The sequence below is a fragment of the Pseudomonas sp. NPDC087817 genome (genome assembly GCF_044742875.1).
Taxonomy (GTDB): Bacteria; Pseudomonadota; Gammaproteobacteria; order Pseudomonadales; family Pseudomonadaceae; genus Aquipseudomonas.
On record NZ_JBIUVJ010000017.1, the window covers coordinates 13,839 to 26,703 of the forward strand.

Here is a 12,865-nt window from a genome sequence, read left to right on the forward strand (position 1 = left end):
GCGAATTCAAACCGCAAAAGATTCAATTATTTTCCGGCACTTGAAAAGCTCGCACCGGCAAAATCCGGTAACTTCGCCTTTTTGGAACTTTATATTTCACTCCGGCACCCAGGCCACTTGAACCCCAACAAATACGGAGCAACCGCACACACTTCATCATCATTTAAAATAAAAAAGGCCGTGAGCTTATTGCTCACGACCTTACACTTTTAATTCTCCTTTATATGTCAGATGCCGTTATTAAAGAACTCCGCGATTGTGACCTCCCCATTATTACCCTGACGCTGTTCCAAAACATTCAGCCAGTGATCCAGCAGTAACCTCTCGTACTGACCGGCGACGTTAATGCTGATTTGCACCGGCACGCCCGATGCACCGTCTTCGGGTTTGACGTCACGCACAATCAGCGTGTGCGCATTGTCCGGATCGCTGAACAGCAAGTGCCCGTCGACCAGCGACACCAGTAGATGTCGGCAGTCGGCCATGTCCAGAACCAGCGTACCGATGACCGACTCTTCAGCGCCCTCCGGCTGTCGGGGATCGAGCACGATACAGTCCAGCCGCTGCCAGGCTTCGTCCGAGATCCGATAGGTCGATGCCTGCGCACCGAACGTCAGTAGCAATTTGTCGACGCCATCGGGCAGCATCGCCACGACATCGCTGACCACGCCGTTCATTTCCAGGGTCAGCACCTCTTTTTCACGCTGGGCATAGCTGTTCCCAAGCCAGATGTCAGGCGCCGCACCACGACTGAAGATCAGCCCATCCACCGGGTCGAAGAGCATCGGTACCGACGCGTTGCGCGTCCCCAGAAAAACCGCCCATTGGCCATCCGCACGCCCGGCGACGTCGAACAGACGATCCAGTTGCGGCACGTAGTATTTGTAACGATTTCCGGCGTTTTCCACGGTCAGCACCGGCGCGTGGGTTTGGCCCTGCAGCAGTGTTTTCAAACGTGCCTGCAACTGTGTCGGCGTTTGCCCCGGAAGATACGACCACTGATTTTCCACGCTGATGACAAGCGCGGGCTGCTGATCCAGCAGTTGCAGATTCACCCCATCGCGAGTGCACCCGAGCAGGCCTTGTCCGTGTGCCGTCACCTCGGCAAACGTCCATTGCGCCCAGACCTTCTGTGCCACTGGCAAGCGTTCGGGACGCAGCAGTTGCTCGCCGGCAAACGCAGAATGCAATGCGTCGATCCGGACCAGCGTCTGACGGTAGAGTTGCCCCGCCGAAACATCCAGCAGCCAGGCAGCCTGTTGATCAGGGGTCAGCCCCAGCAGCGACAGTTCCCTGCCGTGGCCGATGTCCGCCAACAGAAGCCGCTCACCGACGCACCACGCCGCGAGAACGCCACTGCCAGATAGATTGCGCAAACCGATAATCGGGAACGGCGCCTCTTGCGTGGTTTTCATCAACGCGGGAAGTGCCGCCAGCCAGTCCGGGTGGCTGGCGAGCCAGCGCTGGCCGACACCGACGAATTTCAGCGAGGCATCGCGGTCGACTTCGAACAGTCGTCCGTCCGTTCGGGTGGCGATGTACCGACCGCCAAGCGAAGCGACTTCAACGACATCCGTCTCGAGAATGTCATCGATAAAACCGCCCGGGTCGTTCGGGTCGCCGTAACTGCGAATCAGCACTGTCCGGTGCTTGTCGAAAAACAGCTGGCTTGATGCATCGACCTGATCCCACATCAGCATGGCACGTTCGGGCGAACCACTGTCATCGCGATAGAACGCGTTGTCGTGCAAACGAATCCACACCGAATACTGGAACTCACTAAGCAGATGCACACGCCCGTTCACAAACGGAGTGGGTTTCCAGGTGCTGATCGACTCAGCCATGGCTGGCGTTCCGTCATCGAAGGTTTGCTCTGGCTGCAAGCGCTCGATCCACAGGCTCCAGTCCTGTTCGTCATTGGCAAACACCCGATCGTGGCGCCAGGTTTCCCAAGTGTTGATGCCGACGAGTGTCAGGCTCTGGGCGGTGATCACATAATCCATGGTCATGTTGGCGCCGAACGTTGTCCTTTTGCTGATGTGTTGCGTCACCCGCAGTTGCCCGTCAGCGAATTGCTCGACAGCGCTGATCGTTGAACCGCCGTCCGCGTTCATCAGCCGATAGCGGTGATTGACCGTGCCGGTGACGGTGTCGACACGCCAGAGGGTGGGATGGTCAGGGTGGTAGAACCAGGCGTGTTGACCGCTGACGCCGCCGAGCAGAAGGCCTTCATTGACCGCCTTCGGCAAATCCCGGGCATACAGCACCCGATCATTCGCGGTGTCGAAGTAAGCCGTGGTGAACACCGGTTGAGCTGCCGGCGTGAAAGGCACCTTGAACTTGTACAGCGGAAGGTAGGCCGCGGCCAATCGCTGCACCTTGGCCAGTTGACGGATCCGCGCCAGGGCTTTCGGCAGACTGCCACGGTCTTCAAGGGTCACCCCAAAGGCGCCATCGCCCGGCGCCACGCTGTTGTCCTCGACCGTGATGGACAGCAGACTCAAGCGCTTGCCTGTGCGATCAACCTGAAACAGCTCGCCACCGGCCAGACTGAGAAAGTCCACGCGCCCATCCAGCCGTATGCCGTCGATCAGCAGGGAGTCGCCCTCAAAGTGAATCTGCGTGTCTTTGACCCACGGTGCGTTGACCGCCCATTGACCAGGCTCTGCCGCTTTCAGTGCAACGGTCACCAATCCCGGGGTCAGCCTGAGCTGAGACACTCCCGTCGAGCGGGCAGTGATTTCGTAACTGATGAATGTGTGCCACTCCGGTGGCAGTTGTGGCACCACCAACTGGCGAACCAGGGCATCCAGTGTCACGACTATTTTCGTCGGCTGGCAGACCGGCGTCAGCTTGTAAAGAATGTGCGGAATCGGCGTATTGGCAAAGAAATAGAAACGTCGGTTGCCCTGTTTGTCGAGTTCCAGCTTATCCACGGCGCTGTTACGCAAATGGGGGTATTGGGTTTCGATACGCGGATTCAACAAGTGCTGGATCAACGCGCCGGGGTTAACAACCGATAAAAGATCCGGCGAGCTGATCTCACTTGATGTCAGCGGCTCGCGCTCCAACTCTCCGGTGCTGGGCTGATACGGGTAACCGGCTGTGCCAACCTGATACTCATAAGCGTAATAACAGCCCGGCGTGCAGGGCAGTACCACGGTGTGCAGCTCATCGGGCGAGGGGCGGATCAGGCCGATGACCTGCGGCAACTCCAGCGCCTCACGGATATTGATCGCCTGACCCAACCGCTGCGGACTCGGGTCGATCTGCGGCAGTTCCAGGCCACCGCGAGTCATTGGGTAAAACTTCTGACTGTCGAAGCGGATCTGATTGCCGTGCAAATCGAGATGAGTGATCACAGCCTCCGGCTCGAAACTCAGCACACCATCCTTGCGCGTATAAGCGCCTTGCCCGTAAGCGTCCTGAATCTTGCGCAGATGCGCGCCCACAGCCTGCGCCTTGTCGCTGATCTGCCCGAGGTTGCTGGCGATGGCCGTCGCACCAATGCCGACACCGAGCAACGGCACCGACAGAAACGTTGCCGCAGCGCCTGCGGCTCCACCGACGGCCAAGGCGAAAATATCCAGCCCCAATGCCGCGACATCAAACGCCAGTTGCGTAGCGAATCGCGAACGCTGCTCCTGGTTTTGCGCGACGCTCAGTCCATAGATGTCGAAACCGATATTGACCAGGGAAAATCCGACCCCAACCCCCGTCGACACACGCCCCAACAGTCGTCCAGACATAGACGACTGACGCAGCGCCAGTGCCTGCTCGCTCGCCGCCACCTGTCGCACCAAACCGATGATCTGCGCCGTGTCACTCAATACGCCATAGCCCAGTTGGGCATAGTTGACGTAGACCTGCACTTGCAGGGCGATCGACAACGCCGGTACTTGCGCGTCGCCGGCCAGGTAGTCGCGATGGCGCATCTCCGTGATCAGCGTCTGGATCGCAAAGGCAAAACTCAAGCGACTGCCGCCGTCGGCTTCGCTCGCGCCGCTGTCCCTGCCGGCCAGTGTTTTTACCAGGCGCTGCAGGTGCTGTTTGATCTTGCTGAAGCGCACATCGACGGTGGTGACCTTGAAGGTATTTTTCGGCTGGCGCGCGTTGACCAAGGTCAGCGAATACCCTGCCCCGGGGGCTTTTTCCACTGTCTCCAGCAAGGGCAGGTATTCACGCCCCAGCTTGTACTCGCTGCGCAACCGTGTGGTCGCCTCATCGAGTGCCTGCGCCCAGTAGCGGGCATCAAGTTGCGCGAGGCTGGCACCCATGCGCGAGTTGTCACCCAGCGAGCGCGTGCGTCCGACAGCTTGCTTTTCCCAGACCGAAGCGCCTTGAGCATCAGTGATCACGCCGTTTTGCAGAAAACGACCGATCTTCACGTTCGACGACAGCACCTTGTCGGCAATCCTCGCCGCATTCAACTCGGTCACCTTGAACTGCGCCGTGTCGAGCTCACCCAGGCCATAAAGACGCGCTATCGCTCCGTCACCATCACCCAAGTAGCGTTCCATGCCCAATTGCAGCTCGCGTACCCCGGCAAAGCCGAAGATCGCAAAGTTGGGATCGTAAAAACGATAGACAACCTCCCCCCTGAGCAAAACCTTGGCCAACAACAGCGCATGATCACCGGTATTGAGCAGCAGTATCGCCGGCGCGGTTTTCGCCTCCAGCGTCTGCACGATACTCTCCAGGCCATGCACGCCCTGCGGCGTACCCACCTCGGTCGCGGTGGCTTCGTGCAACTCATCCAGCGCCAGCAGTAATGCCCGCGAATCAGGGTCGTCCGGCGACAGGCCGGCATTGGCCACCCGACCGATCAGCGCACGCTCGGCCGACTCGCCCAGCCCCAATGCCGAGGCCATCAGCAACGCCAACGGATAGCAGCGACGACCCGGATCGCCACCGGTGCGCATCAGCAGATCCTGCGGCACCTGCCGCGCGGACACCGCGCCGGCCTTGAAAAACACGTCTCGTACCTGCCCGCCGCGCTGGAGGATTTGCGTGTGATATTCGCGCTGTGCAGTGCTGTTTATCTGCCCGATACGCTCGCGCCATTGGGTCAGCGTCAGCGCTTCGTTCAACGCGAGCACCTTGAGCTCTTGCGCGGTGTGCGGGTCAGGTTGGGCAAGGCGCGTAACGCCGCTCTCAAGTACTGGCGCCTGCCGCTGATGCAGGGCTGTTTCGATGGCGTGGTAACGGGCGAACACGCCAGCCTCTGTGGTGTCCCGGGCGATGTTCGACACCTCCTGCCACACCTTGCCGAATCCTTCGGCATCCAGAGTCGTGGCGCCGAACACGCCCCCCAGCATGACGCGCAACAACGGGCTCAGGTGCTCGACACCGAGCGAGCCATGAGCAACGCGAGTGAACAGTTCGTTGAGGTTACTGGTGGACTCGGCGCCCAGCGAAACGGGGAGGTCACTGACGGGTTGCGCAAGAATCTGCTGACGGCTGTCGAAACCGATGGAAAACGCTTTATCGAAGGTGATATCGCCGCTCAACTTGTCCTTCATCGCACGGATGAACGGTTCGCCGAGGTCGTCCATCAGTTGTTGCAGCACGGCCGTCAACAACACCGGTTTGCCTTCGATTACCGGCCAGCCTTGTTTGAAGGTCAGGGTTTGTCCTTTCAATAACTCGGCGAGATTGCCGGCGTAACGGGATTTGAGCTTGCCGGACTGCCACTTTTCCTGTTCTTTTTTCAGCCATTGTTCGGGCTCATCATTCACGGTCCAGCCGGTGATGTTTTCTTCCTCTGTGGATAAGTTAAAGCCTTCAGTCAACTTGAGTTCTTTGCGAACGGCTGCCCACTGCTCAAGCAATAGATGTGTTTCGGTGTACTTACCGACGCCTGCACTCGCCGCAGACGGACCGGTCAATACAATCGTGCCGCGCGCTTCGGGGCGAATCCCGTCCGAGTAGTACTTGTGAATTGCAGCACCCAAGAGCCCCATGTAGCGCATATCCGCGTGGGAAAGTGTGATGCCCTGGGACTTTCTCTCCTCCAGCACCTCAACAATGATGTCCTCCACGCGACGAGCGTTTGCCCAATCAGCCCCTGTTGCAACCATCCGGCGGTCAACCTCATAAAGGCAGTCATAGTTGAACCGGATGACTTCCATAATGGACAGGGTCATGTCCGCGCCGGGATGCGCCAGCATATGAGCGTTCATTTCCCCTCTTGAAGGATCGCTAAACGCAGTACCCAATCGAATAGCGTCTTGGGGAACCCGACTGACTGGCGGGGGAACGAAAATGTCCTGAAGAGCGGGCTTACTACGTGCAAACGCGGTTAATGCCTCTTCATGACCTGCGGGAATTGCGCCTGTTTCGTTCTTGTACCGAAGGGGGTCCCGCCCTGGCATCAACTCCTGGTTGTGATCCAGCAACAGTTTCAATACCCAGAGTCGTTCGTCTGGATGGAAACCTGTTATATCGACGCCGCCCAACTTCTCGGCCAGCGGCGGCAAGTAGTCTATGTCGCTGTAACGGCCACCTTCCAGATACTCGGCCTGCAACCGCACGACATCACTGGCCGCCGCGAAATTGCCGCGCATGGCGACTTCCCGCTGGTAGACATCCTGCAAAAAGTGCCCGGCAAATTCGTGGCGAACGTCACGCAAATGCAGGTCCGGCCCGACCATGTTCAGGTGCGTGTCCAGACACTTCTGGCGAAAGGCTTCGAGCGTTGCGCGATCGTTGCCGTAGGCGCGCACCATCAGGTCAATCCGCGCTTCGTCCGCGCGCCCGGCCCACTGTGGCTGGTTGAGATACGCAAACATCTGGTGCTTGAGGACGCGGGCGCGGTCTTCGATCATTTGGGCCAGGATGCTGGGTTTTGTGACTTGATCCCCTCCAGTTTCCATCGCATGAACCCTGGCGCTGTCGAGAATGACCCGGTTCATCTCGAAGGCCAGCAGCGCGTCACTGTCGTACCAGAGGTTGAAGGTGTAATCCTGCGGTTTCAGCACTTCGCGCCAGATGTTCATGTAGTCGCGCTGATTGACCCCGACTTCACTGCCTCCTACCCAGACGAAATGCATGATATTCGGCACCGGTGAACTGGCCCCGGACAACAGCGTCAGCGTATTGGTCAGCCGCGAAACATAGTGTTCCACCCGCGTACTGATCCTATCAATCAATGCTGACGCGGGTGTTTTGCGGTTACGGCGTATTGCTGTCATGACCTCTTGAAAGAGTTTCACCGCCAACAGCTTTTCATCCAGCTCGACCGTTTCAATCGATGACTGGTAGTGCTGGATAAGTGCATCGTATTGCATCGAGCTGGCGTACTTCTTCACTGCCCGGGATACGTCTGAAAACTCTTCTGGCGAAATAAACTCGGGGTGCTCTGTCTGACTTTCAAAATTTCTCATCACTTTCCGTCCTTGAATGAATATGCAGCCATGCGCTTTGGCGGAAAGTTATTGCGCAAGGGCCGCGTATTCAAACGCGAAGCGATTCAAGTGATGACCATCGAAACATCAGACGACATTCAAACTGTTCCGCCGAATACTCCGGCGACAATTGCATTCAAAGATTGCCCGTTGCATTAACGCACAAAGCCGCGAACCCGGAGGTTCGCGGCTTTGTTGTTTGCAGTGATTATTAAAGCCAAAAGTCTTGACCAGATCTCACCGCAATCGAAGTTGCTTACAAATACCTCTGTGCCGCAGAGAACTGCGATCAGGTATTCGGCTTTTCACCATACCAACGCGGTGTATAGACCCAGTCACCACCCGTCGCCCGAGGAAACGTGCAGGTGGTGGACGAACCAATCAGCACCATCGTGCGCATGTCCACTTGATCCGGGGTCAGCGCGCCCAACGTCGTGGTCCGCAAGGTTTGTCCCGGCCGGCCAATGTCACGCCCCAGCACGACTGGCGTTTCAGGCGTGCGGTGCTGCGCGACGATTTCCAGCGCCCGACCCAGCTGCCATGGACGGGCGCGGGAGATCGGATTGTAGAACGCCAGCGCCAGATCCGCCTCGGCGGCCAGATCCAGACGCTTTTCGATGATCGACCACGGCTTGAGGTTGTCCGACAGCGACATCACGCAGAAGTCGTGACCCAGCGGTGCCCCGGCCTGCGCGGCGGTGGCCAGCGAGGCCGAGACGCCCGGGAGGATTTCCAGATCGACGCTGTGCCAGGCCGGATCATCCGATTCGTGCAACGCTTCGAGCACCGCCGCCGCCATGGCGAACACGCCCGGGTCACCGGACGATACGACAATCACCGAACGACCCTGAGCGGCCAATCTGAAGGCGTGGCGGGCGCGCTGCATTTCTTCGCGGTTGTCGGTGCAGTGCTGCACTTGATCGTCGCGGAACGGGCCGGCCATGCGCACGTAGGTTTCGTAGCCGAGCACATCGGTGGCGCGGGCCAGTTCGGCTTTCACCGCTGGCACCATCAATTCGGCCGCGCCGGGGCCGAGGCCGATCACGGCCAGACGACCGCGTGGGCGGCCGACTTTCTCGACGTCCAAGGGCTGTTCGGTGATCGCGATTGCCATGGCGTTCGCCGTGACGACTTGCGCCTCCGGCACGGCAGCAAGCGCCAGTGCCTCGATGCCATCCTGTGCCGCGACAAAGCGTAACGGCACACCCAGTTCAAGCGCTGCTTCGCGCAGATTCGCCGCAGCCATTTCAGTATCGGCCGCCACCAGACAGGCCAAAGCCTGCATCGCGACTTTCGCCTGCTGCAACGCTGAGCGAACGACATTCGGCAGGTCCGCCACTGCGCTGCTCACCGCCACCGCGACACTGCGCGGGTAAATCAGCAACTCATTGGCACTCGCTGCACGCTCGGCGCTGCCAACATGAATCGAGCGCTGCGCCTGCGGATCTTCCGGTAATTGCGCTTGCTCCAGCCACGGCGCCGCACCTTCGATGCGCACACTGTGCCCGGCCAGGAGATCGGAAACAAAGCGCTTGCCCAGCTCCAGATCGGCCAGCGCATAACCGCTCGGCGGGTTGAGCAGGCAGGTGCCAAAACGCAATTCGCCACTGGTGGTGATCGCTGCGGCGACGTGCAGTCCGGCCGCGATTTCCCGCGCCATGACATTCACGCCACCGAGGCCTCCGAGCAGTGGCACCACAGCGCTGCCGTCTTCGGCGACGGCCAGCACCGCTGGTTCGGCGCCTTTTTCCAGCAGCAGTGGCGCCAGTGTCCGAATGACAATCCCGGCAGCGCACAAGGCAATGATCGGCGTGTCCTGCTGATACAGCTCACGCAGGGTCGCGCCGAATTCCTGATAGGTGCAGTCGGCGCCTTCAACCCGTCCGGCGAGGCCGTGGATCTGCGCGGCCGGGTACACCTGCTGAATCCGGCGGGCCGTGGCCAGGCTGCCTTGGCCGAGTATGACGATGGCGGGGGTGGATGCAGTCATCAGCCTTGCCACCGTTCGCCGGGCACAATGATCAGCGAGAAGTACGGCGACGACATCGGCTCGACCTGATCCATCGGCACAATTTTCTGATTGGCCATGGTCGCGCGCTCGACGTACAGCGCGCGCTCGGCCAGACCGAGTTCTTCCAGCACCTGACGCACCTTGGGGAAATTGCGCCCCAATTTCATGATCACCGCTGCGTCGGCATCGGCCAGACGACGTTTCAGTTCTTCGTGGGGCAACACGCCGGAGAGCACCGACAGACTCTGATTGCGATACACCAGCGGCGCACCCAGCACCGAAGCGCCACCGAGCATCGAGCACACACCCGGCACCACTTGCGCTTCGTAGCGGCTGGCCAGCCGATCATGCAGATACATGTAGGAACCGTAGAAGAACGGATCACCCTCACAGATCACTGCCACGTCACGACCGGCATCCAGATGCGCGGCCACGGTCTCGGCGGCTTCGTCGTAGAAATCGCTGATGACCTGCTCATAGGACAGCGGTGCCGGCAGGACTTCAGTGGTCACCGGATACACCAGCGGCAGCAGATTTTGCGCGTCTTGCAGGTGTGCTTCGATGATGCCGAAAGCGTTGCCCTTTTTACCCTTGGCGACGAAGTACGCCACCACCGGCGATTCGCGCAGCAGGCGCAGGGCCTTGACGGTAATCAGCTCCGGATCACCGGGGCCGACGCCCAGGCCAATCAAACGTCCTTTTGCCTGCATCATTCGATCTCCGTGGCGAGGGCGTTGACCGCAGCGGCGGCCATGGCGCTGCCGCCGAGCCGACCTTGCATGATTACGAACGGCACGCCGCGACTGTCAGCGGCCAGCGCTGCTTTCGATTCGGCGGCACCGACGAAGCCCACGGGGAAGCCGAGGATCAGCGCCGGTTTCGGCGCGCCGGCGTCGAGCATTTCCAGCAGATAGAACAGCGCGGTCGGCGCATTGCCGATCACCACCACGCTGCCTGCCAGATGCGGGCGCCACAGTTCCAGTGCGGCAGCAGAGCGGGTGTTGCCCAACTCGCGGGCCAACTCCGGCACGCTGTCGTCGCGCAAAGTACAGATCACTTGGTTGTTCGCCGGCAGGCGTGCACGGGTGACGCCTTCGGAGACCATGCGCGCATCACAGAGGATCGGTGCACCGGCGGCCAGCGCATCGCGCCCGGCCTTGCCCGCACCTTCAGAGAATTGCAGGCCGTCGACCGCCTCGACCATGCCGCAGGCGTGGATCACCCGCACCGCGAGTTTTTCCAGATCGGCCGGGATGCGCGCCAGATTGGCCTCGCTGCGAATGATCGCGAAGGAGTTGCGATAGATCTCCTGACCGTCGCGGATGTAATCAAGCATCAAGGGGGCTCCGGGAGCGGGCGGCGAGCAGGGTCGCGGCCGCTTCAATAGTAAGATTGCGTGCGTGCAACGCGCCGAAACCCGGCAGCCCTGCATCGCGAAAATAGAGGTCGTAATGACCGGCACTGACGGCCAGCAACGTCGCCGGGGCACAGTGAGCGGCTGCGCATGAACGCGTGCAACCGGACAAGTGCACGCTCTGCGCCTGGGGCAACAGCGTCGCCAGTCGTCGGGCATCGTGCTTGGTGTCGGCCAGACCTTTGCCGCAGCCGTTTGAGCCGGTGCAGGCAATGATTCTCGACAAGGGCTCAACGGCCTCGGTCAACAAGTTCAGGCTCTTGAGGCTTTCGAGCAATTGAGCGGCATCGCTCGCTTTTACGTTGGGCAGCAACAGACTCTGCCACGGCGTGAAACGCAGGCTGCCGTCGCCAAACTGGCGGGCCAGTCGAGCGGCACCGCGCAGCATGATCGGGTCGAGGCGACCGAGGGGCGGCACCGCGCCGACGTAAACAAGGTTGTCCGCGTTTTGTTGGTGAGCGCCGATATGCAGATCGCCTGTTGCCGGGGTGCGCTGCCAACCGCTGTTCGCCTTGATCGGCAGGCGTGCCCTGAGTTGTTCAAGAAACGCCAGCATCGGCAACTCATCGAGCAAATGACGCATCCGCGTCTGCTCGGGTCGAGCCAGATCCAGGAACAACTCCAGCACCACCACCACCAGCGCATGTGCGTTTTCCAGCGTCACGGCGCCGACCGCACGATCCGTCGGGCACCCAGCCAGACCGAACGCGAGCAACGCTTCGCCGTCGCGTTCGAAAGCCGACAACCACAGATCATGCGGGTGTTCGAGCATCGCCAGTGCTTCACCGCCATCCAGTTGCACAGCGAACTTGGCGCTCAACTCGTGGAAACGGGGGTGGCTTTGCAGCGTGTCGAGAATCTGCTCGGCGAGTGCGCGGGTGTCGAAGCGCATCTGCCGGTCAATCCCGGCGGTCGGGCTGAGCATCAGGTTGCGCACGTCGTCGCCCGCTGCGTTGCGTGGCCCAAGCCCGGCGGCGAGCAGCCTGTCGATCAGCGCACTGCTTTGCTCGCCGATCCCGCGAATCTGCAGATTGGCGCGGTTGGTCGCCTCGATCGCCCCGCCCGCGAATTGCTCGGCGGCATTGGCCACAGCATCTGCCTGGTCGGCGCTGATTGAGCCGCCATTGAGTTTGATCCGGCAGATGCCACCGTCCAATGCCTGGACAATACGCAGCAACCCCGGGCAAGCCGAGGGGCGTATGGCGGTGGACATCGGGCGTTCGTTCAAGGGGCTGACCGGTTGCGTGTGAAAGGCGCGGTATTATGCCTGCTTTGTCCGACGGCATGAAAAGTCTGCCGTCGGATCGTCTGACTGACCGGACAGCAGTTGAATTGAAAACGCTCGAGCGACGAGCAATCCCTTAAGCCAAAGCGATAATGTGTTCATTGCGAAGTTCGCCCAACAACGAAATGATCGTTGCGCGAGAAAACTCATAGTCCTCCGGATCTGCCTGCGCCCTATAACCGTCTACAGATAAGTTACCCAGTACTTTTTCTGTGTTGAATCGGTGCTGAAGAACATTGCCGCCCATGACCTCATCAAACTCGAAAGCGATCATCACCGTCGTGATGGTCAAATCGGCGGAAATGAGGCTGAACATAAACCGTACCCATCTGCCCTGATGCACAACGTGCTGTTGAAGCGTCTCAATCGCGGGTGTCGAAAATGGCAGATCAAGCCGACTCTGCCCTGTTGAATCCAATAGCAACGCAGTTGTGCCAAGCGGCCAGTTGCGTAAAACCTTTTGCACCAACTCGATCAAGCTGAAACTTTCGTGCATCGGGGCAGGAAGACTTGCATCGGGATCGTCCAGCAGCATTGCACCGGTCACCCTCATCGCGATTTTGTGGGCGTTTGTCCATGACGCTGCTTGGGAAAAGTCCGTAACGTTATTAGCGGCAGCGGTTTGTGCGTAAAGCAACGCATCAAGAATGTCGCGGGTATTCGATTCCGACAAGTCATTCGCCACCAAAATAACAGCGCCCGCACATATGAACGGTTTATATCCAGAGTTAAAGTCCATTTTTTCCATC

General features: G+C 59.8%; 6 protein-coding genes. All 6 read right to left on the reverse strand.

The genetic code is table 11. The annotated features are described in order from the left end of the window. Window positions 1-227: 227 nt before the first annotated feature. On the reverse strand, window positions 228-7,385 hold the full coding sequence (locus ACIONG_RS14130) for a TcdA/TcdB pore-forming domain-containing protein (protein ID WP_401300261.1): 7,158 nt from the start codon (window positions 7,383-7,385) through the stop codon (window positions 228-230). Between the two features lie 310 nt (window positions 7,386-7,695). Continuing rightward, window positions 7,696-9,396 carry a precorrin-3B C(17)-methyltransferase gene (gene cobJ / locus ACIONG_RS14135; RefSeq protein ID WP_401300264.1) on the reverse strand — a complete coding sequence of 567 codons (1,701 nt, stop codon included), beginning with the start codon at window positions 9,394-9,396 and terminating at the stop codon, window positions 7,696-7,698. Next, the gene (locus ACIONG_RS14140) at window positions 9,396-10,130 is read right to left on the reverse strand and encodes a precorrin-2 C(20)-methyltransferase (RefSeq protein ID WP_371919331.1); all 735 of its coding nucleotides are present in this window, start codon (window positions 10,128-10,130) and stop codon (window positions 9,396-9,398) included. Before ACIONG_RS14140 ends, cobJ begins: the two co-directional genes overlap by 1 nt. Further along, the gene (locus ACIONG_RS14145; RefSeq protein WP_401300269.1) at window positions 10,127-10,753 is read right to left on the reverse strand and encodes a precorrin-8X methylmutase; all 627 of its coding nucleotides are present in this window, start codon (window positions 10,751-10,753) and stop codon (window positions 10,127-10,129) included. Before ACIONG_RS14145 ends, ACIONG_RS14140 begins: the two co-directional genes overlap by 4 nt. Further along, window positions 10,746-12,044 (reverse strand): precorrin-3B synthase, encoded by a 1,299-nt coding sequence (gene cobG / locus ACIONG_RS14150; protein WP_401300272.1) that lies wholly within the window; start codon window positions 12,042-12,044, stop codon window positions 10,746-10,748. The genes ACIONG_RS14145 and cobG overlap by 8 nt, the downstream gene beginning before the upstream one ends. A 148-nt stretch (window positions 12,045-12,192) precedes the next feature. Beyond that, the gene (locus ACIONG_RS14155) at window positions 12,193-12,855 is read right to left on the reverse strand and encodes a hypothetical protein (protein ID WP_401300275.1); all 663 of its coding nucleotides are present in this window, start codon (window positions 12,853-12,855) and stop codon (window positions 12,193-12,195) included. Between the last annotated feature and the right edge of the window lie 10 nt (window positions 12,856-12,865).

Coding starts and splice junctions, on each gene's coding strand:
- ACIONG_RS14130 (WP_401300261.1), bottom strand. CDS start 7,385: ATGAGAAATTTTGAAAGTCAGACAGAGCACCCCGAGTTTATTTCGCCA.
- cobJ (WP_401300264.1), bottom strand. CDS start 9,396: ATGACTGCATCCACCCCCGCCATCGTCATACTCGGCCAAGGCAGCCTG.
- ACIONG_RS14140 (WP_371919331.1), bottom strand. CDS start 10,130: ATGATGCAGGCAAAAGGACGTTTGATTGGCCTGGGCGTCGGCCCCGGT.
- ACIONG_RS14145 (WP_401300269.1), bottom strand. CDS start 10,753: ATGCTTGATTACATCCGCGACGGTCAGGAGATCTATCGCAACTCCTTC.
- cobG (WP_401300272.1), bottom strand. CDS start 12,044: ATGTCCACCGCCATACGCCCCTCGGCTTGCCCGGGGTTGCTGCGTATT.
- ACIONG_RS14155 (WP_401300275.1), bottom strand. CDS start 12,855: ATGGACTTTAACTCTGGATATAAACCGTTCATATGTGCGGGCGCTGTT.